26 protein-coding genes and 2 rRNA genes are annotated in these 26,046 nt (G+C 33.8%); 15 read left to right on the plus strand and 13 right to left on the minus strand.

Annotated elements, in window-relative coordinates; translation table 11 throughout:
• From AB674_RS14050 to AB674_RS14090, 9 genes are all read left to right on the plus strand, one after another.
• A 23S ribosomal RNA gene (locus AB674_RS14050) occupies nucleotides 1-130 on the plus strand; the annotation flags it as partial.
• A 167-nt stretch (nucleotides 131-297) separates the two neighbouring features.
• Nucleotides 298-407, plus strand: a 5S ribosomal RNA gene (gene rrf, locus AB674_RS14055).
• Nucleotides 408-843: 436 nt separating this feature from the next.
• Complete coding sequence (locus tag AB674_RS21925; RefSeq protein ID WP_053004279.1) at nucleotides 844-1,608, plus strand: hypothetical protein; 765 nt, start codon at nucleotides 844-846, stop codon at nucleotides 1,606-1,608.
• 233 nt (nucleotides 1,609-1,841) lie between these two features.
• Nucleotides 1,842-2,204 carry an S-adenosylmethionine decarboxylase gene (speD, locus tag AB674_RS14065; RefSeq protein WP_047777610.1) on the plus strand — a complete coding sequence of 121 codons (363 nt, stop codon included), beginning with the start codon at nucleotides 1,842-1,844 and terminating at the stop codon, nucleotides 2,202-2,204.
• A 3-nt stretch (nucleotides 2,205-2,207) separates the two neighbouring features.
• Complete coding sequence (locus AB674_RS14070; RefSeq protein WP_053004280.1) at nucleotides 2,208-3,437, plus strand: DUF4178 domain-containing protein; 1,230 nt, start codon at nucleotides 2,208-2,210, stop codon at nucleotides 3,435-3,437.
• 196 nt (nucleotides 3,438-3,633) lie between these two features.
• On the plus strand, nucleotides 3,634-3,849 hold the full coding sequence (locus tag AB674_RS14075) for a DUF350 domain-containing protein (protein WP_047777612.1): 216 nt from the start codon (nucleotides 3,634-3,636) through the stop codon (nucleotides 3,847-3,849).
• Entirely contained in the window at nucleotides 3,842-5,359 is a 1,518-nt protein-coding gene (locus AB674_RS14080) for a polyamine aminopropyltransferase (RefSeq protein ID WP_047777614.1), read from the plus strand. Before AB674_RS14075 ends, AB674_RS14080 begins: the two co-directional genes overlap by 8 nt.
• Nucleotides 5,337-6,965, plus strand: a complete 1,629-nt coding sequence (locus tag AB674_RS14085; RefSeq protein ID WP_082210644.1) for an FAD-dependent oxidoreductase — start codon at nucleotides 5,337-5,339, stop codon at nucleotides 6,963-6,965. The genes AB674_RS14080 and AB674_RS14085 overlap by 23 nt, the downstream gene beginning before the upstream one ends.
• Entirely contained in the window at nucleotides 6,943-7,965 is a 1,023-nt protein-coding gene (locus AB674_RS14090; RefSeq protein ID WP_047777615.1) for a hypothetical protein, read from the plus strand. The genes AB674_RS14085 and AB674_RS14090 overlap by 23 nt, the downstream gene beginning before the upstream one ends.
• 137 nt (nucleotides 7,966-8,102) lie before the next feature.
• On the opposite strand, the gene AB674_RS14095 is transcribed toward AB674_RS14090, so the two are convergent.
• From AB674_RS14095 to AB674_RS14120, 6 genes are all read right to left on the minus strand, one after another.
• The gene (locus AB674_RS14095; protein ID WP_047777617.1) at nucleotides 8,103-8,609 is read right to left on the minus strand and encodes a GNAT family N-acetyltransferase; all 507 of its coding nucleotides are present in this window, start codon (nucleotides 8,607-8,609) and stop codon (nucleotides 8,103-8,105) included.
• A 76-nt stretch (nucleotides 8,610-8,685) separates the two neighbouring features.
• On the minus strand, nucleotides 8,686-9,648 hold the full coding sequence (locus AB674_RS14100) for a nitrilase family protein (RefSeq protein WP_047777618.1): 963 nt from the start codon (nucleotides 9,646-9,648) through the stop codon (nucleotides 8,686-8,688).
• A gap of 70 nt (nucleotides 9,649-9,718) precedes the next feature.
• Nucleotides 9,719-10,546, minus strand: a complete 828-nt coding sequence (locus AB674_RS14105) for a helix-turn-helix domain-containing protein (protein ID WP_047777620.1) — start codon at nucleotides 10,544-10,546, stop codon at nucleotides 9,719-9,721.
• Between the two features lie 357 nt (nucleotides 10,547-10,903).
• Entirely contained in the window at nucleotides 10,904-11,638 is a 735-nt protein-coding gene (locus AB674_RS14110; protein ID WP_047777621.1) for an SGNH/GDSL hydrolase family protein, read from the minus strand.
• Between the two features lie 66 nt (nucleotides 11,639-11,704).
• Nucleotides 11,705-12,487 carry a DUF3050 domain-containing protein gene (locus tag AB674_RS14115; RefSeq protein ID WP_047777622.1) on the minus strand — a complete coding sequence of 261 codons (783 nt, stop codon included), beginning with the start codon at nucleotides 12,485-12,487 and terminating at the stop codon, nucleotides 11,705-11,707.
• A gap of 85 nt (nucleotides 12,488-12,572) precedes the next feature.
• Nucleotides 12,573-13,754 carry an acyl-CoA dehydrogenase family protein gene (locus AB674_RS14120; protein WP_047777624.1) on the minus strand — a complete coding sequence of 394 codons (1,182 nt, stop codon included), beginning with the start codon at nucleotides 13,752-13,754 and terminating at the stop codon, nucleotides 12,573-12,575.
• A gap of 165 nt (nucleotides 13,755-13,919) precedes the next feature.
• On the opposite strand from AB674_RS14120, the gene AB674_RS14125 reads away from it, so the two are divergent.
• On the plus strand, nucleotides 13,920-15,665 hold the full coding sequence (locus tag AB674_RS14125) for a helix-turn-helix domain-containing protein (RefSeq protein ID WP_047777625.1): 1,746 nt from the start codon (nucleotides 13,920-13,922) through the stop codon (nucleotides 15,663-15,665).
• Nucleotides 15,666-15,701: 36 nt separating this feature from the next.
• Here the strand turns inward: AB674_RS14125 and AB674_RS22595 are convergent, their stop codons facing one another.
• Genes AB674_RS22595 through AB674_RS22845 form a run of 4 tightly spaced genes read right to left on the minus strand, consistent with a single transcriptional unit; the run spans nucleotide 15,702 to nucleotide 16,429 of the window.
• The gene (locus tag AB674_RS22595; RefSeq protein WP_117610338.1) at nucleotides 15,702-15,854 is read right to left on the minus strand and encodes an rSAM-modified peptide; all 153 of its coding nucleotides are present in this window, start codon (nucleotides 15,852-15,854) and stop codon (nucleotides 15,702-15,704) included.
• 46 nt (nucleotides 15,855-15,900) lie between these two features.
• Nucleotides 15,901-16,044: an rSAM-modified peptide gene (locus AB674_RS22600; protein WP_117610340.1), complete on the minus strand. Its 144-nt coding sequence runs from the start codon at nucleotides 16,042-16,044 to the stop codon at nucleotides 15,901-15,903.
• 53 nt (nucleotides 16,045-16,097) lie between these two features.
• Nucleotides 16,098-16,241, minus strand: coding sequence for an rSAM-modified peptide (locus AB674_RS22605; protein ID WP_117610342.1), 144 nt, complete (start codon nucleotides 16,239-16,241; stop codon nucleotides 16,098-16,100).
• A gap of 44 nt (nucleotides 16,242-16,285) precedes the next feature.
• Nucleotides 16,286-16,429 (minus strand): hypothetical protein, encoded by a 144-nt coding sequence (locus AB674_RS22845; RefSeq protein ID WP_165579380.1) that lies wholly within the window; start codon nucleotides 16,427-16,429, stop codon nucleotides 16,286-16,288.
• A gap of 259 nt (nucleotides 16,430-16,688) precedes the next feature.
• On the opposite strand from AB674_RS22845, the gene AB674_RS14130 reads away from it, so the two are divergent.
• The 5 genes from AB674_RS14130 (at nucleotide 16,689) to AB674_RS14150 (ending at nucleotide 24,188) form a co-directional block, all read left to right on the plus strand.
• Nucleotides 16,689-18,248 (plus strand): vitamin K epoxide reductase family protein, encoded by a 1,560-nt coding sequence (locus tag AB674_RS14130; protein WP_047777627.1) that lies wholly within the window; start codon nucleotides 16,689-16,691, stop codon nucleotides 18,246-18,248.
• A gap of 289 nt (nucleotides 18,249-18,537) precedes the next feature.
• Entirely contained in the window at nucleotides 18,538-18,774 is a 237-nt protein-coding gene (locus tag AB674_RS14135) for a hypothetical protein (protein WP_047777629.1), read from the plus strand.
• A gap of 629 nt (nucleotides 18,775-19,403) precedes the next feature.
• On the plus strand, nucleotides 19,404-21,596 hold the full coding sequence (locus AB674_RS14140; RefSeq protein WP_047777631.1) for a peptidase domain-containing ABC transporter: 2,193 nt from the start codon (nucleotides 19,404-19,406) through the stop codon (nucleotides 21,594-21,596).
• Between the two features lie 2 nt (nucleotides 21,597-21,598).
• On the plus strand, nucleotides 21,599-22,894 hold the full coding sequence (locus tag AB674_RS14145; protein ID WP_047777634.1) for an HlyD family secretion protein: 1,296 nt from the start codon (nucleotides 21,599-21,601) through the stop codon (nucleotides 22,892-22,894).
• Between the two features lie 40 nt (nucleotides 22,895-22,934).
• Entirely contained in the window at nucleotides 22,935-24,188 is a 1,254-nt protein-coding gene (locus AB674_RS14150) for a carboxypeptidase-like regulatory domain-containing protein (protein WP_047777636.1), read from the plus strand.
• A gap of 9 nt (nucleotides 24,189-24,197) precedes the next feature.
• Here AB674_RS14150 and AB674_RS14155 read toward each other — a convergent pair whose 3' ends face one another.
• The 3 genes from AB674_RS14155 to rimM form a co-directional block, all read right to left on the minus strand.
• A complete protein-coding gene (locus AB674_RS14155) occupies nucleotides 24,198-24,905 on the minus strand; it encodes a tRNA1(Val) (adenine(37)-N6)-methyltransferase (protein WP_047777819.1) in 708 nt (235 codons plus the stop codon).
• 124 nt (nucleotides 24,906-25,029) lie between these two features.
• Nucleotides 25,030-25,383 (minus strand): four helix bundle protein, encoded by a 354-nt coding sequence (locus AB674_RS14160; protein ID WP_047777637.1) that lies wholly within the window; start codon nucleotides 25,381-25,383, stop codon nucleotides 25,030-25,032.
• 130 nt (nucleotides 25,384-25,513) lie between these two features.
• On the minus strand, nucleotides 25,514-26,038 hold the full coding sequence (gene rimM / locus AB674_RS14165) for a ribosome maturation factor RimM (RefSeq protein WP_047777639.1): 525 nt from the start codon (nucleotides 26,036-26,038) through the stop codon (nucleotides 25,514-25,516).
• Between the last annotated feature and the right edge of the window lie 8 nt (nucleotides 26,039-26,046).

Below are 26,046 nucleotides of genomic sequence, written 5' to 3' on the forward strand. Positions count from 1 at the left end.
TAAGCGCGAAACCCACCACAAGATGAGATTTCTTTTAAGGATCGTGGAAGATGACCACGTTGATAGGCTATAGATGTAAAGGCAGTAATGTCATAGTCGAGTAGTACTAATAATCCGTAAGCTTATGTACACCCTTTTCCCCACACTTCGGTGTGGGGAAGAAACTTTCTCCCTTCGACTCATGTCAAGGACTTTTTTATATTCTTTATCTCAGTATGTTAAGATATTGTTGCAATTATTTAATTATTAATATTAAATTTTTAATTAATTGTACGTTACCTCAAGTAACAACGACCTTAAGGTGGTTATTGCGGCGGGGCTCACCTCTTCCCATCCCGAACAGAGTAGTTAAGCCCGCCTGCGCAGATGGTACTGCAGTTATGTGGGAGAGTATGTCGTCGCCTTTCTTTTTAAAAACCCTATCCAAATCGGATGGGGTTTTTTGTTTTATAGACTTTTTGGTTGTTGGCTTTTTTAAACCATATAAGTGATGTAAGTCCAGATTAGACTTATCTTCGCGTTCTTTACGTAAACCCCTAACGAGCTTTGCGGTTAAAAAAAATCTACAGATAAGAATTTTAGAAGTTTTGAACCTAACTTTTGTTTAGTGAACCAAAGAGGTTTTAAAAATGAGATTTTTGCTTCAAAAAAAATCTGTTTTCCTAAATAGAACTGCAAAAATAATAGAATACCACGAACTTTTGATCCAAAATAAAGTAGAGGGAAGTTTCTTGTCAGAAAAATAAGTTAAATTTAAATTTGGGTGAAGATTTATTTTTAGTTTTGGGTACTCAAATCGGCCTATTTTAAATTAGGTTCCCAAAATTTAGATAACAAATACGTATGAGAATACTGGTAATCGCTTTTTTATTGCTTTCATCATATGGTTTTTCTCAGCAGAGAATAGTAGTAAAAGGGTTTGTTGTTGTAGATGGTGTTCCGTATGGTAATGTCAATGTTATAAATGAGTCTTCGTCGGATAAGTTTGATGTGAATTCAGGAGTTACAGACAAATTTGGGGCTTTTTTAATCAAAGTTAGAGAAGGGGATATCCTTTTATTCTCTTCAATTGATTTAGAGGTTTTGAGGCTTTCAGTTAAAGCTGAGGATATTTTAATGTCGGAAGTGAAGGTTCAAATGAACAAAAGAGCATATCAACTAAAAGAGGTTACAATAGATAAAAGCAGTGAAATCAATGCTGTTTCGTTAGGGATCATACCCAAAGCGATAAAAAGAAAAACTCAGGTTGAACGACAACTGTATACTGCCGGTGATTTTAAACCCATACACTTATTGGGGCTTTTGGCGGGGTCAATGGAAGTGGATCCTATACTTAATGCAATTAATGGTAGAACTAAGAAATTGAAAAATTTGATTTTGATTGAGAGTAAGGAAACAAACATTAAGTTTTTTAACGATAATCATCGAGAGTATATTTTAAGAAATTTAAAAATTCCGGAAGAGGAATTGTCTAAGTTTTGTTATTTCCTTGTGGATCAAAAAGAGGTTCAGGAAATTATAAACAGTAAGGATGATTTGAAAATCAAGTTTTTTTTATGCGATCAGCTTGTCAATTATAAGAGTGTCTATTCAAAAGAAATTAAATGATTGTAGTTTCAGGGCTTTTTGTTTAATGAATTTCTATTCTTATTTGTTCTAATGCCGCAAGAGATATAGTGGTTAATGGGATAGAAGCAACTTTTTGAAATAAGCAGACAGTTGCAGTAATCAGGATTGTGCCCAAAAACAGCTGGTGATGAATAATTTTTAGTCTTTTTTAAGTTAAAATTATTAAATAAAATAGTATATATTTGCCCACTTTTGTTACCTAAATAACTTTAATGGATTTACCTCCTTATTCGCCAGGATTGCATAAACTGGTTACTTTACATGTTGATGAAACTCATAAACTTACTGATAGTAATGGTTTTGTTGCTGTTACCCATTTGATTTTAGAAAAATATTCCTTGGAAAAAGTAGGCGTTGTTGTTCACAATTTCGAAAACGACAGTTTTACGATTTCATTTTGTTTAAAAGAATCTCATATTTGTATACATACCTGGCCGGAGTACAATCAGTTAACCCTTGATGTTTATTTGTGTAATTACCTGCAGGATAATTCACAAAAGGTAAAAGATGTTATGGCAGATTATGTTGCCTATTTTGAAGGAACAATTATAAAAGATTTTGAAATTAACCGTTAATATATGAAAGTTCCTTGTTACGATTGTAATACCGTTACCGAATTAGGGGTTGGTTTTGAAGTGGTTAATTTTGTCTGCCCGGCATGCTGTAGTTTGTATGTAAAACAGGATGACGGACAATTTAAACGAAAATCTAAGTATAAGCCTAACAAAGATGGTTTTGCTTTTGCTGTTGGAAATAAAGGATTTCTGAAAGGAAAAGAGTATACTGTTACAGGTATGATGGTCAAAGTAGTAGGCCGAGTACATTTATGGCGAGAATATATTCTAACCAGTGCAACAAACGAGTTTGTTTATCTTTCTGAAGTAAACGGTCATTGGATATTTTTAAAGGAAATTGAGGATAAATATGATGTAAAGAGCCATCCACGTTCGTTGGAATATAAAGAAGATAATTTTAATCTGTACGAATATTGCGATGTCGCAATTGAAACAGCTCAGGGTTTTTTCGATTTTTCATTGCGTAATACGTGGATTCATATGGTAGAGTATATCAGACCTCCATTTATGGTTTCTATTGAAAAAATGGATAACGTTGAAACCACTTATTTAGGGGAGTATATTAGTAAAGATGAGATTAGGAAAGCATTTCCTAGCAGTTTATTAAGATATCAGACCGGTGTAAATGTGGTGCAGCCTTTTTATTTTAACCTGAGTAATACAGCTATTATATTTTGTCTTTTTGCTTTATTGATTATTTCCTCAAACTGGTACATTTATAAAGATCAGGTAGAACAAAACGTATTTTCTAAAGAGATTACTTTTGATCGTTATAATAACAAAGAACTTCTAAGCGACTCGTTTGAGTTAAAAGGAGGTTCTGCTCCATTGACTATTTGGGTTTCGACTGAGGTTGATAATTCCTGGGCGAATGTTGACATTGCTCTGGTCGATGAAAAAACAAATGAAGAAACTCATGCCAATAAGGATATCGAATATTATTCCGGTTATGAAGACGGTTCAAGTTGGACAGAAGGTAAGCAATCCGAAGAATTTAATATCTGCGGGGTAAAAGGAGGGAAATACCACCTTTTGATTAAACCTCAGAAAGCACCCGAGGATGTTCGTAATAATGTGATGAAGTTTAAAGTAGTCTGGAACGAGCCTTCAAATCGAAATGTCTGGCTGGTTATTATCTTTATGATTGTTATTCTTGTTATTATCGGGTTTGCCAGATTTAATTTTGAAAAAAGAAGATGGGCAGACAGTAGTTATTCCCCTTATAGCGAATAAACAATATGAAAAATACATTTGATTTTATAAAAAATAATTTAGTAGCAATAGCTATAGGATTGCTTTGCTTTGGGGTCTATTTGCATTTTGCGTATTCGGGAAACCGAATCTGTGATTGCGAATCAACAGAAAGTTACAGTTCGTCAGGAAATAGAAGTTCAATAAACCGTTTTTATCATAAATAAGTCTTTAAACTATGGATTTAATACACTACCAACCCATTATCAATTCGATTCTTTTTTCTTTTTTAGGAATCATTATTTTGTTAGTTGCCTATTTTATAATCGAGAAAATTACTCCGGAAAATACCTGGAAAGAAGTCGTTGAAAAAAACAATGTTGCTGTTGCAATTGTGCTTGCATCATTTATCATTGGGATTTCAATGATTATTAGTGCCGCAATACATGGGTAAAAAGTTTATCAAGTTTGAATTTTTGCTTCTTTTTGCCGTTTTTATAATTGCAACCTGTGGACTTGTTTACGAACTTGTTGCAGGAACACTCGCAAGTTATTTATTAGGCGATTCTGTAAAGCAATTTTCATTTATCATTGGTGTATATCTGTTTTCGATGGGTATAGGCTCTTTTTTTTCTAAGTTTTTCAATAAAAACCTACTGAATACTTTCGTCGAAATCGAAATATTAGTGGGGTTAATTGGAGGATTGAGTTCGGTTGTCTTGTTTTTACTGTTTGAAAGTGTAGCTTCCTTTCAATTCATTTTATACCTGCTTGTTTTTGTAACCGGTTTTTTAGTCGGACTGGAAATTCCGTTACTGATGAACATACTAAAAGATAAAGTCGAGTTTAAAGATTTGGTTTCGAATGTTTTTACTTTTGATTATATTGGAGCTTTATTGGCCTCTATTCTTTTTCCTTTAATTTTAGTTCCGAAGTTAGGAATTATGGGGACTTCCTTGTTTTTTGGAATGATTAATGTCAGTATTGCAATCGCACTGTGTTTTGTTTTAGATTCGGAATTAAAAAAGAGCTATTTTTTAAAAGCAAAAGCTATTTTTTCATTCTTGGTATTACTGACTGTTTTTATATTCTCAGAGAATATCTTGTCGTACTCAGAAGGGAAATTGTACGGAGAAAATATCATTTATACCAATTCAACTCCTTATCAACGGATTGTCCTGACGCATAATAAGAGCGATTACAGGTTGTATCTTAATAATAACTTACAGTTTAGTTCTGCTGATGAATATCGTTACCACGAAGCACTTGTACATCCTGTAATGTCAATTGCCAAAAAGGCAGATCATGTTTTGGTATTAGGTGGGGGAGACGGCCTGGCAGTGCGCGAAATTCTGAAATACAAAAACGTAAAAACAATTACTTTGGTTGATTTAGATGAGGGAATGACCAAATTGTTTAAAACCAATAAAGTATTGACAGATCTGAATCAGAATTCGTTAAACAATCCTAAAGTTACCGTAATCAATACGGATGCTTATATTTGGGCAAAAAGTTCAAAAGTAAAATATGATGTTGCAATTATCGATTTTCCTGATCCGTCTAATTATAGTCTGGGGAAGTTATATTCATTAAACTTTTATCAGACCATTCAGAGTATTCTCCAACCAGATGCTGCGATAGTGGTACAAACAACTTCGCCTTATTTTGCACCAAAATCATTTTGGTGTATCAATAAAACAGTAATGGCAGTTTTCCCTCAGACAGATGCTTATCATGCGTATGTTCCGTCGTTTGGAGAATGGGGGTTTACCATTGCAATAAATGGTTTTAACACCACTTTTAATACGGTAAACAGAAAAGCATCGGGACTGAAGTTTTATAATTATCAGTTTGACCGATTTAACTACTTTACTAAAGATATGATCTCAAATGAAATTGAGATCAATCGTTTAGATAACCAAATTTTAGTGCGCTATTTTGATGAAGAATGGGGAAAATTATAGTAGTTCCAGACGAAGTTTTGTAAAAGGAATTACAGCTTCTCTGCTTCTTGTTCCGTTTTTGCAGTTTTGTACAGATAAAATTGCCGTTTTCATGATTCGTTTATCAGGAACCAAACATCTTTTGGGGCATCGATTGTGGATCAAAGATTTTCCTGAACCAACTTCTCAGATTCAAACACCTTATCTTATTGTTGGAGGTGGAATTTCTGGTTTAAGCGCAGCACGCCAATTGACAAAAAGAGGCATTTCTGATTTTATTCTTGTGGAATTGGAAGGGCACTTAGGCGGAAATTCTTCAAATGGCGAGAATCAACATTCTAAATTTCCACTTGGGGCACATTATCTGCCCTTGCCTAACTTTAAGGACAAAGAACTATTGAATTTTCTGGAAGAAGAAAAAATAATACAAGGTTACGATTCAAACGGACTTCCTGTTTTTGATGAGTTGCAACTTACTTTTGCACCAGATGAGAGATTGTTTTATAAAAATAATTGGCAGGAAGGTGTAGTTCCAAAAGAAGGAAATTCTCCGGCGGAAGACGCAGAATTGAAAGTTTTTTTTGAACAGATGGATACTTTTAGAACAAAAAAAGGAGCAGACGGGAAATACTTGTTTGATATTCCGCTTCACCTTTCTTCTGCAGATGAAAATACCAGAGCTTTAGATAAAATAACGATGAAAGAGTGGTTTGAAAAAAACAATTTCAAATCAGAACCTTTATTTAAGTATATCGATTATTGTTGTAAAGACGATTTTGGATTGGGAATAGAATACGTTTCGGCCTGGGCGGGAATTCATTATTTTGCCGGTAGAAAGCAGGATGCAACATCAGATAAAAGAGATAGTGTGTTAACCTGGCCCGAAGGGAATGCCAGATTAGCAAGTCATTTAAAGAAATATTCTAAAGATAAAGCACTTAAAAATCATTTGGTTTACGAACTTAAAATCGAGAATAATAAAGTTATCGTTAAAACATTTGATGACCATAAAAAAACTGCTGTTACTATTGTTGCTGATAAAGTGATAATGGCAACGCCTCAATTTGTGAATCAATATATTCTAAAAGACAGAAAGGAGTTTACAAAACATTTTCATTATACACCCTGGCTTCTCGCAACACTTGTAGTTTCTGACTTGGAGGATGATTTCAGCTTTCCGTTATCTTGGGATAATGTGATTTACGGATCAAAAGGATTGGGATATGTATACGATCAACATCAGTCTTTAAATCAGGTTCAGACTAAGAAAGTGATTACCTATTATTATAGTTTCTCAAGTGCGGATCTTAAAAAGACGAGAAAAGAAATTTATAAAAAGAAAACGGAACATTGGAAACAAATGGTGTTTGATGACCTGAAAATTGCACATCCCGATATTGAAAATGTTACAGAAGAAATGGAAGTTTTTGTATTGGGACACGGTATGATAAGTCCAGTTCCGGGTTTCATATTTGGAGAGGCCAAAAAACAAGCTAAAAAAAATATAGTTAATCGAGTATTTTTTGCCCATACCGATTTGTCTGGAATTTCTATTTTTGAAGAAGCTTTTCACTGCGGAATTAATACCGTAAATCAGATTTTAGATGAGACAACCCTGGATTCATAAAGCTAAAACAGATTTTCTTTTTATAATTGGCCCGTCCTTTTTTGTGTTGGCCATCATTTTTCTGTTTCAGGATTTTATCAGTAAGATCGAAGAGCAGTACTCATTTTATACTTGGCTTTTTTTAATTGTTTTTATTGATGTTGCACATGTTTATGCTACTTTATTTAAAACCTATTTTGTAAAAGACGAGTTCGAAAAAAGAAAAAAACTGCTGACGATTTTACCAGTAATTTGTTTTTCTATTGGATTTATTCTCTTTGCTTTTGGAGGAATTGTGTTTTGGTCTTTTCTGGCTTATGTGGCTGTTTATCATTTTATCAGACAGCAATATGGTTTTATGCGATTGTATGCGCGAAATGAAAATAAAGCAAAATTGTCGGTTTGGATAGACAATCTCACGATTTATTCCTCAACAGGATATCCGATGTTGTATTGGTTTTTGTCGTCTCCGCGAAAGTTCAACTGGTTCGTCGAAAACGAATTTTTTCGTTTCCATAACCAAACGATTCTAACAATTGCATTTTGGATTTACATTGCAATTTTAACCACATATCTGATTTATACGTTTTACGCTTCGGTAAAAAACAGATTTTTTAATATCCCTAAAAACAGCATTATTTTAGGGACAGCACTTTCTTGGTACTTCGGAATTGTTTATTTTAATGATGATTTGATTTTTACATTGCTGAATGTTATTTCTCATGGAATCCCTTATATGGCGCTGGTTTATTTTAGAGAAATCGATGGTAAAACAGATTCGGAGTTAGGGAAACTACGTTATTTGAAAAAGTACAAAGGCATTTTTATTTATGCAATAATCTTATTATGCATTGCTTTTGCAGAAGAATTTCTTTGGGAAGTTTTTGTCTGGAATGAAAATATTTCTTTTGAAGCAATAAATTTTTCAGGATGGGAGTTTTTGGCAGTGCCATTGCTGAGTGTACCACAATTTACACATTATATTCTCGATGGATTTATATGGAAATCTAAGAAAGGGTAAGGCCGTCGTAAATTTATCTTTATAAAGTTTCTTTGATTTTGAAAATCATAAAATAAAGCTCCTCAGAGAATTTATAAACAGAACAAACCCCCTTCGAAGTTATCGTAAGGGGCTTTCTATTCTTTTAAACCATTTTCTTAAAGTTTAATTTCAAACAAACTAAAAGATCCTTCTTTATAATGTTCCGGTAGTTCTGATGTCCATTCGATAGTACTGATACCTTTGTAATCAAAACCACAACTTGTGTAATACTTATTTATTCTTTCATTTCCGCTGTGAGTGTCAAGTCTGATATAGTTTTTATCATTTTGAACGGCATATATTTTTACCCATTCTATGATTTTTTTAACATAAGAACGACCTCGGAATTTTGGATTCGTAGCAATACGATGAATGTATACCGCAGGATCTGCAGCGGCTTCTTTCCATATGATTAAGTCATTAAAAGTAAGAACAAAAGTGCAGGCTATTTCATCATCTTCTTTTATTATAAAATGCCGGTCTTCTTTAATTTCAGTTTCTATTAGTGATTTTTCAAAGCCTCTCCAGCTTTTTATGTTGACCGTTTTTTGGTAAGAGGTTGCCTCATTATATATATCGAAAACGGCATCGATATCTTTGTTTGTAGTTTTAAGAAATTCCATTATTGTGTTTATGCTGTAAATTAATCTCTATCAAAGATAGATTTTTGAGAGGTGAAAGACTTTGAAATTTTTAGTTTTAACTTTTCTTATTTTCTGTAGTTAGCCATGCTACATTTTGTTCGGATTGATGGTCCTGGCCAATAATATCTCGATATAAATCAGGTCTTCGGGCTTTTAGGTAGCGATTCCCTCCTGCCTGAATGCATTTTTCAGGGGTAATGAGTGCAGTTGCAAAGGAGTCTTCAAAAGAACGGCATTCGGAGATGATATCCCCAAAAGGATCAATGATCATGGAACAACCATTCTTCAATTGATCATCATCCATACCAATTGGGTTGGAGAAAACTGCGTATATGGCATTGTCGTAGGCTCTTGCCGGCAGCCATTTCATTAACCAGTCACGGCCTTTCATTCCGTCAAATTCTATTCGTAAAGAAGTCGGGTCGGCTTCGCGATTTTTCCAGAGCTCGGGAGCGACAAAACCGGCGCCAGGTCGGGTAGAAGGGGTGCACATGGTGACATGAGGCATAAAAATAATCTGAGCTCCCAATAGCGTTGTTGCCCGTACATTTTCGATAATGTTATTGTCATAACAAATTAAGATGCCACATTTCCATCCCTTGATTTCAAAGATGCAATATTCGTTTCCGGGAGTGAGATAGGGGTTTATAAAAGGGTGAAGTTTGCGGTATTTGGCAACTAAACCATTTTTATCGACGCAGACATAAGCTTTAAATAAAGCGTCATTTTCGTCTTTTTCAAAAAGGCCTGCCAGTATAACAATGTTATATGTTTTGGCTATTTCGATAAGTTTTAAAATACTACCCCCGGTTGGAATTACTTCAGCAACTTCCAGCAATTGCTCTTTCGATAAATGTCTGGCGAAAGTATATCCGGTAATGGAACATTCGTGAAATGCAATCACATCGCAACCTTCTCCTGAAGCTTTTTTTGTAAGTTCTTCAATTACAGTTAAATTGTAGTTTTTGTCACCGCTTTTGTTTTCAAACTGAGCAGTAGCTATTTTTAGATTTTTCATTTGATGGACTATTTAAGAATAGTCCAAAAGTAAGAGTAGCGTGAATCGATAAATTGTATAAAACCGACATTTAAAGCGCATTCTTTGTAAAGGTCTCGATAAAATTGTTTGTCAGTTTCCCCGTATTAAGCAGATATTCACTGGGTGTCATGCCTGTATGCTTCTTAAATTCTTTTATGAGATGCGATTGATCAGAAAATCCTGTTTCATAAGAAATGGATGTAAGAGAGGTGTTTTCCGTTTTGTTTTTAAGAAGTTTCAGAAAATGATGCAGTTTTATAATATTGCCAAACTTTTTTGGATTTAATCCAACACCTTCCGTAAATTTTCTTTCTATATGTCTTTCCGTGTAACCGGTGTAAGCAACTAATTGTTTTAGAGAAAACTGTCCTTTATTTTTGATGATAAAAGCTAAGGAGGCATCCGCTATTAATTGGTTTGTCCGTGGTTTTTTCGCTTCAAGCGTTTTAAAAAAATGATTCAGGAGTTGTAAGCGATCCGGAATTGTTAGTAATGCGCCTAATTTTTCCTCGAGATCCCTGCCCATTTGACCAAATATAGCATCAACCGTGATAATGGAATCGCGAAATTCGCCGCTGTCAACTCCCAAAAGCTGATGTAAGCCGTTTGGTTGAAAAACTACAATTACAATCGACATTTCACTGCCGGAATAAACATCTTTAAAATTATTTAGCTGTCCATATAAAAAAGAAGTAGGCAGATAATTTTGTGTTTTGTAATTATCAAATCCCGATATAAGTTTGCTTTTCAACGAGAATACGATACCGGTATTACCATCAGAAAATAAGCGAAGTTTTTGAATGTCATTGCCTTTTCTTTCTAAAAAAAGATAATGTTTTATATAAGGTGATAATTCTTTTGGAGGTACAACTTGCATCGTTTATTGTTCTTTTAACCTGTGTTGTCGGTAGCAGAATGAAGTAAAATTAAATATATTTTTCGAGTTTTTTCTGATTTTGCAGTAGTTCTTGAAGAAAATATATTCTTTTGAGGGTTTCTCTTTATGAATTGATATTTGTCTTAATCTGGTATATTAATGGCCTTTATAGACTTTCTGTTTTTTGATTGCACTATAATTTTGTCAATTATAAGTTGTATTATGAAAGATGTGAATAAAATTGAAATTATACGCGACAATCGGGTTTCGAGATTGCTATGGTTTATGCTTGGTGCCATTTCTTCTTTTCTGATGAGTATGTTATGGCGATGATAAAGAGATAGTTATGCTAAAATATCAATCCTGAAGCGTTATTATTATTTTAGGCAGTATTCTTTCATTGAATAACTTATAAGCGCTCTCCGATGGATGTAGGCCGTCTGAGGCGACTAAGGAGGTATTCTTGAGTCCCTGTCTTGTAATATCTGTTATGGATACGAAGACAATATCGTTATTTTTGCAATAATTCTCTGCAAAACTATTGTATTGGTCTATTTCTGAGCTTATTATTTCACCCTGACCCCCCATTTGAATTTGCCCAAAACGAGTATAGGCATAATCGGGAATCGAAATTACAATAACATTCTTTTTATCACCTTTCGCCAGAGTGATTGCTTTGGTAACTAATTCGGGGAATTCTTTTTCATAGATCGAAAAACTTTTTCCTTGATATTGGTTGTTTACGCCAATTAGTAAAGTGACAAAATCATAATTTGGCTCTGGCTTCTCTACGTTTATTGCCGAAAGTAAATTTGAGGTTGTCCAGCCTGTTGTGGCAATTATTTTTAATGCGGTACTGCTTTGTGGATAAATGGCTCGCAAGGTTGCCTGAAGTTGCGTGGGAAAATTACAGGTTTCACATACACTCTGACCTATCGTATAGCTGTCTCCCAAAGCTAAATACTTTATTGCATTTGGAACAGGCTTTGCGGGAGGCACGATAGTATTCTCTGTAGCGCCTTCATCAGAACTGCAACTAATAAGGAAAATGGAAAGAAAAACAATAACTATTTGTTTGAACGCTGTTGTCATAATTTAGCTAAATTAAATTTAGGTCATTCTAAACAAATAGTTACGTTAAATAGGGAGCTTTGGTTTTTACACCATTTCTGCTTTCATGACAATTTCTTCTTCGATTGCATTCCAAAGACCGATTCTTTTTTCTAGTGCTAAAATAGAAACTTCTTCAACTTCTTTCCATTTTTGTGCATCATCACCGCATAAATCAGTAATCATTTGCATCGCCATTGGTCCATGTTCGTCAGCATCAAGTTCGATATGTCTTTCAAAATAATAAAGCAGTTTGCTTAAATTAATTTCAGGCAAGTTCTTTTGGAAATTTTTCAGAATTTCGGTAAACATACCCGGAATTAAATCTTCTCTTCCAAAGGTAAAGGCAGCAGCGATTTCGTGTGGTTTTCCTTGTTCGATTACCCTGAAAGTAAAATCCAAAAATGCTTTTACCTCAATAGGTAAAGAACTTTGTTTGATAGCAACAAAGATGTTATGAAGTGAATGTACTTCAGATAAAAAAGCATTAATTCCGGTTGTATCAGCGCCACAGTCTTCCATAGCTTCCAGATACATTTCGTAATGGCTTTGTCTTCTTCCGTCAAGAGTTAAATCAGTTTCTTCCGCCAGAACAATTTCGTTGATTAAATATCTTGTCTCAGGGTTTTTTGTTGCAAACCATGGTGTTGTAGTGCAGGTAAGTTTCGTTTGTAGTGCTTTTAGCAATGACATAAAATCCCAAACAGCAAAAACATGGTTTTCCAGAAAGCTATGAAGATCATCAATATTCTGGATTTTATTGTACAAAGAATGTTGTAAAAGCTTGTCTTTTTGAGGTTGAATGCTATTGTTTATAGTTTCAATATTCATTTCTGTAAATTTTGGTACAAAGATAAAAAGCTTCTTGGTAAGAAGAAGCTTTTAATATTGATTTTGTGTATATTTTAATAGTTATTTACGATTTAAACGCTGGAATTCCAGTTACATCCATTCCTGTAATCAGTAAATGAATATCATGCGTTCCTTCGTAAGTAATGACACTTTCCAGGTTCATCATATGGCGCATAATCGAATATTCGCCGGTGATTCCCATTCCGCCTAACATTTGTCTGGCTTCACGTGCAATATGAATGGCCATGTCTACATTGTTTCTTTTTGCCATCGAGATTTGAGAGGTTGTTGCCTTTCCTTCATTTCTCAAAACACCTAAACGCCAAGTTAACAATTGCGCTTTTGTGATTTCGGTAATCATTTCAGCTAATTTCTTTTGCTGTAATTGAGTTCCTGCAATTGGTTTTCCAAATTGAATTCTTTCTTTGGCATAACGTAAAGCCGTATCATAACAATCCATCGCAGCTCCGATAGCTCCCCAGGCAATTCCGTATCTGGCTGAATCTAAGCATCCTAGAGGTGCACCTAAACCTGATTTATTTGGTAGAAGGTTTTCTTTTGGGACTTTTACATTATCAAAGATTAATTCTCCGGTTGATGACGCACGAAGGGACCATTTATTATGGGTTTCAGGAGTAGAAAAACCTTCCATTCCACGCTCTACAATTAAACCGTGAATTCTTCCCTCTTCATTTTTAGCCCAAACTACAGCAATATCTGCAAAAGGGGCGTTTGAAATCCACATTTTGGCACCATTTAAAAGATAATGATCTCCCATATCCTTAAAATTGGTAATCATACTTCCCGGATCCGAACCATGATCAGGTTCTGTTAGACCAAAACAACCTATGAATTCACCGGTTGCTAATTTTGGAAGGTATTTCACTCTTTGCTCTTCATTACCATATTTCCAGATTGGGTACATTACCAAAGAGGACTGAACAGAAGAAGTCGATCGTACACCGGAGTCACCGCGTTCGATTTCTTGCATGATCAAACCATAAGAAATCTGGTCTAATCCTGCTCCGCCATATTCTACCGGAATGTAAGGACCAAAACCACCAATTTCTCCAAGACCTTTGATAATCTGTTTTGGAAATTCTGCTTTTTGAGCGTATTCTTCTATAATAGGAGAAACTTCTCTTTTTACCCATGCTCGTGCTGAGTCGCGAACCAATTTGTGTTCGTCTGTCAATAAATCGTCAAGATTGTAATAATCCGGGGCCTGAAATAAGTCTGGTTTCATTTTTTGTTAGTTTTACAAAACAAATTTACGTAATAAAAATATAACAAAATACAGTTAATTTGTTATATTTTTATATCGTTGAATAAAAAAAAATAAGAATAAGAGAAACTAATACTAGTTTATTGGTTATTTATAAACTAATTTTGAGTTTCAAATTCAATTTAAATGAGGCTGATCATCTCTTTTTTACTTCTTTTTGTTCTGAATATTACTTTTGCCCTGCAAAAGAAAGAATTAACGGAGCAGGAATATTTACTTTTACAGGATAAAATACGAATAAGCGGGAATACAGACAGAGACCTGGCTATTACGTACGCCTATGAGATGCTCAAATCTAATAATGACAAACATTTGGCTTTTGCAAATGGTGCATTGGCGTATTTGTTTCAATTAAAATCTGAGACGGTAAAATCAAAAGAAAAGTATGTACTAGCATTTAATTATTTGAATAAAATGCCGGATTCAAGAGATAAAACGCAACTTAAATCGTATCTCTATAATTATGGTGGACTAATCGAATGGAAAAGAGGTAATTTTGGCGAGGCTCTCGAAAACTATCAGACGGGAATAAAACTTTCGATACAATTAGGTGATATTATTCAGATAATAAAGTTTAAAAGTAATATTGCTATTATAAATGAAGAAGTTGGTAACTATCAGTTGGCCATAAAAAACTTAAGGTATCTTAATGACTTTATAGACAAAAATGAAAGTTATTATTCCAAAGAACAATACAATATTATAAAGAGTAATAACAATCTTCATTTAGCAGGATCTTATGAAGGCTGGTACATGAAAAATCGTACAAAGTTGTTTCTGCTGGATTCTGCCGCATACTTTTACAAAAAAACAGTATCTTTTTCTCATGACTTTCCAATTAATAATATTGGAGCTAAGATCAGTCTGGGGAATGTTTATTACATGAAGAATGATTTTAAGAATGCAGAAAAAGCTTATTATGATATTATATTTTTTGCGAAACAGAACAATTACAAATCAGAATTTAAAGTAGCCAACTATAATTTGGGTAATTTATATTATGAAGTAAAAAAGTACGACAAAGCCTTAGTTTTCTTTAAAAAAGTAGATTCAGTCTCCTTAATAGACAATTCAAAAGATGAAAGTTTTTTAAAGTCAAATTATTATCAGGCAAAAATCTATAATATATTTAAGGAACCCGAATTGGCTTTTAAATATTCAAAAAACTATTTGGATAATTATGAAAAAACGGAAGCCAAACTAAATAATGAAGCCCTGGAAGTTAATTATAAACTGGGAGTCGGAGATTTGAGTGAGGAGATGGTTACCATTCAGAAAAAATACGAATTTGAAGTTTTCTTTAATAAAGCATTAAAGGTGTTCTATGTTTTACTTGTCGTTGGAATTGTTTTCTTACTGATAAAAAACATAAGAGATAAAAATAAGGCCCATAAGAAAATGAATGCCCTGATTGAAGAATTTAAAGCCAATCTGGAGAAAAAAGAGAATTCCGAAACCGAGACCATACTAATCGACCAGGAAGAGGATCCGCTTATTAAGAAAGAAAACGTCAATCTGAGTATCGACGAGGATAAAGAGAATAAAATTGTCGAAAAACTGCTGGCTTTAGAAAATAAATTAGAGTATCTGAATGCCGATTTTACGTTGTCTTATGTTGCAAAAAAGATAAAAACAAATACCACTTATCTGTCCTATATCGTAAACAAGCGATTTGGTAAATCTTTTGGGGAATATTCTAACGAGTTAAAAATCAATTATGTAATCAATCAAATGATTACAAATCACATGTATCGGAAATATTCTACTCAGGCCATTGCTGAAAGCGTCGGATTTAAGAATGCAGTATCCTTTGCGAAATCATTTCGCAAAAGAACTGGAGTGTCTCCAGCTCAGTTTGCGAATAATATTTAATGAAGAATTTGTATTAAGTAATACATTTTTAGGGAGTTATCCGTTTCCGCCTGTGCTACCGGTGTGACCAGTACCTCTTATAGGATCTTTTCCATCGACCCACTCGTCTCCGCCTCGAACTGTTTTTAGTTGATTTTTAGGTAGTTTTTCTGTTCCAAAGTCTTCAAGGTTAAATGTTCTAATTTTCATGGTTTTCTAAATTATTGGTTTGTTTGAGTTAATTTTTTATAGTTAGTTATCCGTTTCCACCTGTATTTCCACCGCCTTTTATAGGATCTTTTACATCTATTGGACCATCCCCGCCACGGACCGCTTTTTGTTGTTTTTTAGATAATTTATCTGCTTTAAAATCTTCGAATTTTATCTTTTTAGTTTTCATGATGTTGTAAATTAATGATTTATATTTTTAGTGTCAATTTTTTTTGTAGTTTTTTATCCATTTCCTCCTGTATTACCACCACCTTTTATAGGATCTTTTCCATCTATCGGCGCATCTCCGCCATGAATCATTTTTTGTTGTTTTTTGGATAATTTTGCTGTTTCAAAATCTTCTAATTTTACTATTTTAGTTTTCATAACTTGAGTATTTAGAATTTGTATAATTTTATTTTTAAGAATTTTTAGCCGTTTCCGGCGTTACCTCCACCACCCCGAATTGGGTCTTTGTCTTCCTCCAGAGATGCTCCTCCAAGTACTTTTTTTTGATGATTTTCAGGTAATTTTTCTACTTGAAAATCTTTGATTGTTGCCTTTTTTTTTGTCATGTTTTATTGTGTTAGCGTTTAACTTTTTCAAAACTAGGCAAAAAGCAAAACCCTTAATCGAGAATAGCCTTTTTGAGGTTTTTAAGAGACTTGTTTTTGCGTAACTACTTGTTTGTCAGTGTATTGAATAGTGCATTCGTACTGGTATAATTTATAAATTGTATGTGCTATTATTAATAAAAAGTATACATAAAGGCGTTTTTTTAAAATAAAAACCACAATATTTGCATCGTAGTTATGATTTAAACGACACAAAAAGATGTTAAAACTGGTTCAGAAATTTCTTCTAATTAACAAGTACTCGGAAGTGAAAAATGAGTTCAAAGATTTGTTTCTTTCTCATCCAAATTATCCAAGCTTGTTTGCGATAACAGATTCGTTGGATTTGTTGTCAGTAGAGAATGCTGCCGTAAGAGTTTCGAAAGAGCAGATTGAAAATTTGCCTTCTAATTTTTTAGCTTATTTTAAAGAGGAGCTTATTTTGGTTGAAAGAGCAAAAGACTTTGTTCGCATCAACACAATTAAAAAAGGAAGTCAAAAAATATCGTACGATAGCTTTCTTTTAGATTGGAATGGAGTTATTGTAGCAATTGAGCCAAATAATGTTGTTGGAAGAGATAGTTTCAGAGATGAGTATAAAACTTTAAAGTATTATGTTCCCTTATTTCTTTTAGTTGGATTATCATTTTTTTACAACGCCTATAATTTATTCAGTAGCTTATTTTTAATTACATCGCTTTTAGGATTAATAGTTAGTGTTTTTATAGTACAGGAAAAATTAGGTTTGAAAAGCAGTATCATTTCAAAGTTTTGTAACCTGACTCCAAATACGTCTTGTAACTCTGTTCTTAATTTTGACGGTTCAGGTAGAAAATGGGTTAGTTTCTCAGATTTGCCTTTGATGTTTTTTGGTGCAAGCTTTTTAGCGATTTTGATAGAGCCTTCAGATTCGTCAATTTTTATCGGATTTTTAAGCTTATTGGCTATTCCGGTGGTGGTAACATCAGTTTGGATACAGAAATTTGAGATTCAAAAGTGGTGTGTAATGTGTCTGTCAGTTTCATTTCTGATTTTAGTGCAAAGTATTATTTGGTTTGCGTCAGATTTTTTTACTCTAAGTTTTAGTATTGATAGTGTTTTTCCTTTTGTGTTCTCATTGGGGTTCTTAGGAGCCTTTTGGTTGGCTTTAAAACCGATCATTAAAAACATGTTGAATGTTAATTCGGATTTAAAAGAGTTGAAGAAATTTAAGAGAAACTTTTCATTATTAAATTTCTTATCGCAAAAAGTACCTTACACTTCAGATTTTGAGGATTTAAGAGGATTGAATTTTGGAAATAGAAATGCAGCAATAAAATTAGCGATTATAATTAGTCCAAGTTGTGGACATTGCCATAAATCATTTCAGGATGCATTTGATCTGGTTTTAAGATTTCCGGAGAAAATATTTTTAAATGTATTATTTAATGTTAACCCTGATAATGTAGATAACCCGTATAAGATTGTTGTAGAAAGATTGCTGACTATAAACAGATCAACACCCGGGAAAACGGTTGAAGCCATTTCAGATTGGCATATTAAAAAAATGGGTCTCAAAAAGTGGTTGAAAAAATGGAATGCTGAGCCCGTAGGATTAATAATAAATCAGGAGATACAAAAACAGTACGATTGGTGTTCTAAAAATAATTTTAATTATACACCAGTTAAGATTGTCAATGAGAAAATATTTCCAAATGAGTATGAATTAAATGAACTAAAATACTTTTTAAATGATTTTGTGGAAGAGAAAGAGATTGAAGTTTTAGAAAAAATAGCCTAAGACAAAAATCATTTGAAGAAAGAGAGATACAAATTTCTAAATGAATTGAAACAATAACAAAAAAACCAAATAATCATGTTAAAAAACATTCTACAATTAGAAGGAGCTCAAGAGCTTACTAAAAACGAGAAAAAAGGTATTAAAGGAGGATTAGCTTGTGATCAGAACGGTAAGTGTCCAAAAGGATCTTATTGTGACTATGATTCGTCTCTTTGCAAACGTATCTAGTTGTTAAAAGAAAAATCTTTTAATAAATAACCACAAAGTAGTAACCCAATAAAACTTAATTATGTTAAAAGCAATTTTAAATCTTGAAGGTGCAGAAAAACTGCAAGTTAATGAGTTGAAAAATATTATGGGTGGACAACCGGTTCAACCGGCAAATTGCAAATGTTTTTGTTATGTTGGAGGACAACAGGTAAATGCCTATTGTTTTTCATATTGTCCAAACGGTTCAATTCCTGGAATATCGGAAGGAAGTACAGGAAACTGCAAGTTTCCACTTAATCCAAAACCGGAATTATAGAATACGATTGCCTCTTTAGTGATAAAGAAAATTTTAAAGTTATAAAGTTACTTGGAGAATTAGAATAGCAGACTAAAAACAAGCAGTGAGATACTCTTGATTGTTACGTTTATGTTGCAAGTTTTCTAAGTTTTTAAAAATATCGAATATAAAGCCTTATTTAAAATTTAGTCATGTTTTTTTTGAATTTGTAGGCGCCCGATCGTGGAACATTGGGCAAACATCCCCACATTGATGATTGGTGTTGGGATTCTCAGGAAAATTGGTCACTGAGTTGGTTTTATTTGGTTAGAGCTAACCGGTGCCATCTCCTAGAGAAATTGATGTTGATTCTAAATTGAAGTGTAAGCACTTTTTGCTATGGACAACATTATTTTAAAGATGGAAAAAATATAGGACCCAAAAGGTCTGAAAGAAGTTCAAATATTGAAAAAAGAAAGTAACAAACGATTCAAGTGCGGAGCTTTACTTTAATAGAAATATGGGACAAATATGTTACGAAATGACAATTGTAGAATAATCATTTATTGTAATATAAATATAACAGTTTTGAATAATTTTAACAGAGAGGAAATTTTTTCCTCTCTGTTTTTTTTAAATAATGTAGATTTGTATAAATCAAAAGTAAATTGAAAAAATTCACCAATTATAAACAAGCTGATTTTAAGGATTGTGGCCCCACATGTTTAAAGATTATCGCAAAGCACTACGGCAAGACTATCCATATTCAGGAGTTGAGGGAGCATAGTGAAACAACTCGTGAAGGAAGTAATTTGCTTTTTTTGAGCGATGCAGCAGAGAAAATTGGTTTCAGGACTTTAGGAGTTAAGTTAAGTCCGGAGCGCTTAGAAGAAGCTCCATTACCTTGTGTTTTGCACTGGAATCAGAATCATTATGTTGTGCTTTATAAAATTAAAAGAGGCACTTACTATATTTCAGATCCGGCTTTTGGTTTAATCGAATACACTAAAGAAGATTTTATTAAATTTTGGATCGGCAATAATGCCGATGAATCAACCCAGGAAGGAATTGCCTTGTTGATCGAAGCTACTCCAAAATTCTTTCAGACCGATTTTGATAAGGAAGATCATAAAGGTATCGGATTTGGATTGTTGTCCCAGTACGTTTTAAGATACAAAACCTTTCTAGTTCAATTAAGTATAGGGTTATTAGCCAGTAGTTTGTTGCAATTGATTTTTCCTTTTTTAACCCAGAGTATCGTTGATATCGGGATTCAAAACCAGAATATTAATTTTATATATCTGATACTGTTTGCGCAATTGTTTCTTTTTGCCGGAAGAACAGGTTTAGAACTCATTCGGAGTTGGATATTACTTCATCTTTCAACGCGGATAAACATTTCGCTCATCTCTGATTTCTTTATTAAATTAATGAATCTGCCTATTTCGTTTTTTGATGTGCGAATGACGGGAGATATCATGCAGCGTATAAACGATCATAGAAGAATTGAGCGTATCCTGACTACATCCTCCTTAAACGTTTTATTCTCCATAATCAATATGTTTGTGATGGGAGGTGTTTTGGCTTATTTTAATCTCAAAATATTTTTTGTGTTCTTCGCGGGAAGCGTTCTTTACTTTGTGTGGATCACGCTGTTTTTAAAACGAAGAGAAGTTTTAGATTATAAGCGTTTTGCAGAGGTTTCCCAAGAGCAAAGTAAAGTGATGGAGCTGATCAACGGTATGCAGGAGATTAAGCTTCACAATGCCGAAAAACAGAAGCGTTGGGGCTGGGAATATGTACAGGCAAGATTGTTTAGAGTTTCAATAAAAGGACTGGTCTTGGAGCAAACACAAACGATCGGTTCCTCAGTGATCAATGAATTAAAAAATATTTTTATCATCTTTTTGTCGGCCAAATTAGTTATTGATGGTTCCATTACACTCGGTATGATGTTGGCGATAAGCTCTATTGTAGGGAGTTTAAATGGCCCGATTACACAACTTATAGAGTTTGTTCGAGAGCTTCAGGATGCCAAGATTTCTTTGGCAAGACTATCTGAAATTCATGAGAAAGAAGACGAAACACAACAAGAAGTACACCAAACCAGTGAAGTTCCTTTTGACGCTGATATAGAGATAAAAAACCTATCCTATCGTTACTTAGGCTCTGATATCCCTGTTTTAGATGATTTAAGTCTGATAATTCCCGCAAATAAGGTTACAGCAATAGTGGGCGTTAGCGGAAGTGGGAAAACGACTCTGATGAAATTACTGCTTAAATTTTATGAGCCGGAAAAAGGGGAGATTCATATTGGTTCTGCACAGTTAAAAAATGTCTCGCAAAAAGCATGGAGGGCCAATATTGGTGCGGTTATGCAGGAAGGTTTTATTTTTAGTGATACCATCGCCAACAATATCGCCATTGGTGTTGACAAGGTAAATAAAGAACGATTGGTTTATGCCGCCGATGTTGCCAATATAAAAGAGTATGTTAGTGGCTTGCCGCTGGGTTTTAATACTAAAATTGGCTCTGAAGGTTTAGGTATGAGTACAGGTCAGAAACAACGATTGCTTATTGCCAGAGCAGTATACAAAAACCCGGAAATCTTGTTTTTTGATGAAGCCACTTCGGCTTTAGATGCTAATAATGAAAAGGAAATTATGCGAAAATTGGATATTTTCTTCAAAGATAAAACTGTAGTGGTAATTGCGCATCGTCTGAGTACGGTAATGAATGCAGATCAGATCGTGGTTTTAGACAAAGGACGCATTATTGAAATAGGAAGTCATTCGGCTTTAGTAGAACAAAAAGGGAATTATTTTGAATTGGTTAGAAATCAATTACAATTAGGAAACTAATCATGGCAGAAGATAATAGTACATTCGAATTAAGAAGTGAAGAAGTTCAGGACATACTCACCAAAGTGCCTCATTGGATGATACGTTGGGGAACAGTACTGATATTTACCATAATTGTGATGCTGTTTTTTGTGTCCTGGTTTATCAAATATCCGGATGTTGTCAATACCGAAATTGTGATCACAACGAATATTCCACCCGAAAAGATAGTCTCTAAAACTTCCGGACGAATAGAAGCGATATTGGTTAAAGATAAAGCCGTCATACAAAAAAACACCACTTTGGCAGTTATTGAAAATACCGCCAATTATGAAGATGTTTTTTTATTGAAGGATATTGTTGATCATTACAATATCAATGAATCCAAAAAAGATTTTCCTTTTGCATTGTTGAAAAATACCCAATTAGGAGAAATTGAAAGTGCTTATGCTGTTTTTCAAAAAGACTATCAGGCGCAGGAATTAAACAAAGATTTGCAACCTTTTGAAGTAGAAAGCAGAGCGCAAACATCAGAGAACATTCAAATAAAAGAACGATTGGATATTTTGCAGCAGCAAAAAGCAATCAATGAAAGCGAATTGCAACTCCAGAAGAACGAAGTGGCTCGTTTTGAAACTTTGTTTAATAAAGGAATAGTTTCGACTCAGGAAATGGAGGCTAAAAAGCTGAATTATCTTCAGGCACAAAAGAATTACAGGAGCTTATTATCGTCGATTTCGCAATTGAGGTCCTCACTTATTGATAATACAAAATCAAGTCAAAGTTCGCATATAAACAGCACTAAAGAAGAAGTTAACCTGGGACGCAATATGGCGCAATCTTTTTATCAGCTCAAAAAAGTGATAAAAGACTGGGAGCTTAATTATACATTGAAATCCTCTGTTAGTGGTGTTGTTACTTTTTTACAGGTTTGGACAGAAAATCAAACGATTAATGCCGGAGATAACGTTTTTTCGATAATTCCGGATGCAAGAAATGGTTTTGTCGGAAAAGTTAAAGCGCCCGCTTTAAATTCCGGGAAAATAAAAGTGGGACAAAGAGTGAATATAAGACTATCCAATTTTCCCGACAGAGAATTTGGAGTTTTATATGGTACAATTCAGAACATTTCGTTGGTTCCCGATAAAGATGGAAATTTATTACTGGATGTTGCCTTGCCAAACGGATTGGTAACGTCTTATAAAAAGAAAATCTTGTTTCAGCAAGAGATGAAAGGAAGTGCCGAAATCGTGACGGAAGATTTGCGATTGCTGGAAAGAATTTTATATCAGTTTAAAAGTATTTTTGAACAGGTTTAATTTTGAAGTAATCAAAAAGTTTCTTCGTATAAAGTAAAGAATGAAAAAAATCTGTTTTATTGTTTTTGTTGCGTGGTTTCAATGGGTAGGAGCTCAGGGGAAATCGGCTAAAAATTCAAATGTAGCGCTTACTTTTAGCATTTCAGGAGACATTAAAGACTCGAAAACAAAAGAGGTAATTCCAAATGCCGATTTGTATCTGCTTAATTGTAATAAAAGTAGTGTTGCGAATGAGGTAGGAATTTTTCAATTCAACATTCCAAAAAGTAGTTTTAATGATCAGTTGGTTATTTCGGCTGTGGGTTATTATTCCGATACTATTTTGATTTCTCAGCTTGAAAAACTAAAGCAAGAATCCTTTCATATCGCATTAAATAAAGAAACGGAAGCTGAAATCGTTTTGAATGATATGGTGGTTTTGTCTTCAAAAAATAAAGCAAAATCGGATTCTCCGGAAACAATTTTAAAAAAAGCAAGACAGCATATAAAGGATAATTATTATCAGGAGCCATTTAATCAGAAATTCTTTTTTAGAGCACAATGTAAAAAGGATGGTGTGTTTTCTGTTAATGAAGCAGCTTCTATTATGACTTATAGCCCAAATGGAATTAGGGTTTCAAAAGATGCTGCAGCGAATTATTTTGGGGAGATTCTTCAGTTTAAAGGTAAGACGGAAGAAACTTCAAAAGAAAATTGGGAAGGAATAGGGTATTTTGGAGTTGTTGTCTTTCGTAATATAGTGTTGAGTAGCCAAAATGTACTTTATGAAACCGCTTCATTTGAGTTGAAAAAAGAAAAAACAATTGAGTATGCCGGAAAGAAAGTGTACGTAATCAGTTTTCAGAATTTAGTGCCGGATGTGTATTCAACAGGTTTTGGTAATCCTTCACCTAAATCGGTAAGTGGGTTTATTTATATCGATACCGTTTCTTTTGCTGTGGTGAAGTTTGAGCAATATGTAATTTTAAATGCAGACCGGTCAAATGATAGTGATGATGTATGGATCCAATCATCCGTAAAAATGACGCAGACTTATAAATGCGTAAACGGTAAATATTTTGTAAATTATTGCAATGAAAAAAAAGAAAGCCGTTATTTTTCAACAGTAGAGAAAAAACAAATAGGAGAGGCAAATTCGAATTACGATTTAATGTCTGAAGATGTCAATACAGATAAAGTACTGCCAATAGTACGCCCTATAGATCGACTAAAGTTAGATGTAAAAGTAGCAGAAGATCCGGAATATTGGAATAATAACAATTTTATTCCGGAGATTAAAAACAATGATTTGTAAAGTTTCTCGCTACATCTTCAGATAGAAATCCTGTGTTAGCGCAATATATTCGGGAGTATAAACATGTCTTTCGATTTCGATTGTTAGTTCGTCGATTTCAATTTCGGTATTTTCGTTTCGGCTAAAAGCAATTAAACTGCGTTTAATACTTGAAGTTGGAGTTCCTTTTACACGAGTTATTTTGGTAGGGTATAGCTCTGATTCTTTTGCCAGAGCAATAAAACTATCTTCTTCTTTATAAGGAAGGATAACTGCAAATATTCCATTTTCAGAAAGCAATAAATCGGCAGCCTCAATTAATTCTTCAAAAGGCATAGCGTCCTGAAAACGGGCTAAATCGCGTTGTTCACTTTCAGTTTTATAATCTTCAGAATAAAAAGGAGGATTGGAAACAATTAAATCATATTCATCCTCAGGTTCTTCTATAAACTCATCCAAACCTGCGTGAAAGCAAAACAAACGATCTCCCCATGGAGAATTTTCAAAATTCTCTACAGCTTGTTCGTAAGCATCTTCGTCAATCTCCAAAGCGTCTATTTGCTCTGCAGCTGTACGTTGCGCAAGCATAAGAGCAATAACTCCCGTTCCCGCACCAACGTCTAAAACGCTAAATGGATTATGATTTATGGGAGCCCAAGCGCCTAATAAGACACCATCTGTTCCGACTTTCATAGCGGTTTTGTCCTGTTGAATAGAGAATTGTTTGAATGTAAACATAGGGTTGTAAATTCCAAATTTTTTAAAATTCCAAATTCCAAATTCCAATTGATACGGATGGTCTGGATGGATTGAAATTTTATGATTTAATTTTGTGGTGCAAAAGTAAGGTTAAAATCTTAATTTATTGGGGAGTGGTTTTGGTAATTATTACAGATAAAATTTTTCGCAATTCTTCTACTTCAAGCAAAAGAAATTCGGAGTATGTACTTTGGTCGGTGTTTAGATCGTGGAGTAAGCGCAGCCAATATTTAGATTCTTTAGCTTCTTTTCTAGCTATTTTAAGTCTGAAAGCTAAATCTTTATCGCTTATTTTTTCGTTAGCTTCAATGTAATTAGCGCCAACCGAACCAGACGATCGTATCAATTGTTTCCCATCTTCAATATTAGATGCAGTTTTGGGTAAAGTTTTAATATAAAGTCGACATTCCCGAGCGAACAGATATGTGCGTTCCTCCAAATCATAAGGTTTGTTCATAACAACAAATTATTACAAACTAAATATAACAATTTTACGTCAGTAAAATAAGTTTTTTCTGTCAAAATAAAAAGCAACCGCAAGGTTGCAAGGTTTGGAATTTGGAATTTTAAAAATTTTGGAATTTAATTTAAAGGTACATTTCAACCAGTCCTTCCGGCAGGTTCATGATGACTTTTTTGTTTTCACGATCTACTTTGACTAAGAAATGGTCGATCATCGGAATCAGCATTTCGACTTCGCCATTTAAAACTTCAAAAAGAGGTTGTGCAGTAGTATCGTTTACGGCAACTATTTTTCCGAAAACGCCTAAACGTTGATCTTCAATTTCGAAACCAATAACTTCGTGAAAATAAAATTTGTTACCGCTAAGTTTTGGTAACATATTTAAAGGAAGATAAATTGCATTACCCATGATGGCATCTGCATCTTCTTCGGTATTCATGTCTTCAAAACGAATTCTAAGAAAATCGTTTTTGTGCAAAGAGCTTTTTTCAATAAAAAAAGGAACCAAGTGTTTGTTGCATTCAACAAACACTGATTCCAAGTTTTCGTATAACTCGGGTTCATCTGTGTCTAAATAAGCCAAGACTTCCCCCTTGAAACTAAATTTTTTAGCGATCTTACCTAAATAAAAACATTCTTCTTTACGCATTCTCGCTA

The organism is Flavobacterium sp. ABG (genome assembly GCF_001027725.1).
GTDB classification, from domain to species: Bacteria; Bacteroidota; Bacteroidia; order Flavobacteriales; family Flavobacteriaceae; genus Flavobacterium; species Flavobacterium cupriresistens.

What these genes read in the sequence shown, in the direction of transcription:
- AB674_RS21925 (WP_053004279.1), top strand. Translation starts at nt 844, where the DNA reads ATGAGAATACTGGTAATCGCTTTTTTATTGCTTTCATCATATGGTTTT.
- speD (WP_047777610.1), top strand. Translation starts at nt 1,842, where the DNA reads ATGGATTTACCTCCTTATTCGCCAGGATTGCATAAACTGGTTACTTTA.
- AB674_RS14070 (WP_053004280.1), top strand. Translation starts at nt 2,208, where the DNA reads ATGAAAGTTCCTTGTTACGATTGTAATACCGTTACCGAATTAGGGGTT.
- AB674_RS14075 (WP_047777612.1), top strand. Translation starts at nt 3,634, where the DNA reads ATGGATTTAATACACTACCAACCCATTATCAATTCGATTCTTTTTTCT.
- AB674_RS14080 (WP_047777614.1), top strand. Translation starts at nt 3,842, where the DNA reads ATGGGTAAAAAGTTTATCAAGTTTGAATTTTTGCTTCTTTTTGCCGTT.
- AB674_RS14085 (WP_082210644.1), top strand. Translation starts at nt 5,337, where the DNA reads ATGAAGAATGGGGAAAATTATAGTAGTTCCAGACGAAGTTTTGTAAAA.
- AB674_RS14090 (WP_047777615.1), top strand. Translation starts at nt 6,943, where the DNA reads ATGAGACAACCCTGGATTCATAAAGCTAAAACAGATTTTCTTTTTATA.
- AB674_RS14095 (WP_047777617.1), bottom strand. Translation starts at nt 8,609, where the DNA reads ATGGAATTTCTTAAAACTACAAACAAAGATATCGATGCCGTTTTCGAT.
- AB674_RS14100 (WP_047777618.1), bottom strand. Translation starts at nt 9,648, where the DNA reads ATGAAAAATCTAAAAATAGCTACTGCTCAGTTTGAAAACAAAAGCGGT.
- AB674_RS14105 (WP_047777620.1), bottom strand. Translation starts at nt 10,546, where the DNA reads ATGCAAGTTGTACCTCCAAAAGAATTATCACCTTATATAAAACATTAT.
- AB674_RS14110 (WP_047777621.1), bottom strand. Translation starts at nt 11,638, where the DNA reads ATGACAACAGCGTTCAAACAAATAGTTATTGTTTTTCTTTCCATTTTC.
- AB674_RS14115 (WP_047777622.1), bottom strand. Translation starts at nt 12,487, where the DNA reads ATGAATATTGAAACTATAAACAATAGCATTCAACCTCAAAAAGACAAG.
- AB674_RS14120 (WP_047777624.1), bottom strand. Translation starts at nt 13,754, where the DNA reads ATGAAACCAGACTTATTTCAGGCCCCGGATTATTACAATCTTGACGAT.
- AB674_RS14125 (WP_047777625.1), top strand. Translation starts at nt 13,920, where the DNA reads ATGAGGCTGATCATCTCTTTTTTACTTCTTTTTGTTCTGAATATTACT.
- AB674_RS22595 (WP_117610338.1), bottom strand. Translation starts at nt 15,854, where the DNA reads ATGAAAATTAGAACATTTAACCTTGAAGACTTTGGAACAGAAAAACTA.
- AB674_RS22600 (WP_117610340.1), bottom strand. Translation starts at nt 16,044, where the DNA reads ATGAAAACTAAAAAGATAAAATTCGAAGATTTTAAAGCAGATAAATTA.
- AB674_RS22605 (WP_117610342.1), bottom strand. Translation starts at nt 16,241, where the DNA reads ATGAAAACTAAAATAGTAAAATTAGAAGATTTTGAAACAGCAAAATTA.
- AB674_RS22845 (WP_165579380.1), bottom strand. Translation starts at nt 16,429, where the DNA reads ATGACAAAAAAAAAGGCAACAATCAAAGATTTTCAAGTAGAAAAATTA.
- AB674_RS14130 (WP_047777627.1), top strand. Translation starts at nt 16,689, where the DNA reads ATGTTAAAACTGGTTCAGAAATTTCTTCTAATTAACAAGTACTCGGAA.
- AB674_RS14135 (WP_047777629.1), top strand. Translation starts at nt 18,538, where the DNA reads ATGTTAAAAGCAATTTTAAATCTTGAAGGTGCAGAAAAACTGCAAGTT.
- AB674_RS14145 (WP_047777634.1), top strand. Translation starts at nt 21,599, where the DNA reads ATGGCAGAAGATAATAGTACATTCGAATTAAGAAGTGAAGAAGTTCAG.
- AB674_RS14150 (WP_047777636.1), top strand. Translation starts at nt 22,935, where the DNA reads ATGAAAAAAATCTGTTTTATTGTTTTTGTTGCGTGGTTTCAATGGGTA.
- AB674_RS14155 (WP_047777819.1), bottom strand. Translation starts at nt 24,905, where the DNA reads ATGTTTACATTCAAACAATTCTCTATTCAACAGGACAAAACCGCTATG.
- AB674_RS14160 (WP_047777637.1), bottom strand. Translation starts at nt 25,383, where the DNA reads ATGAACAAACCTTATGATTTGGAGGAACGCACATATCTGTTCGCTCGG.
- rimM (WP_047777639.1), bottom strand. Translation starts at nt 26,038, where the DNA reads ATGCGTAAAGAAGAATGTTTTTATTTAGGTAAGATCGCTAAAAAATTT.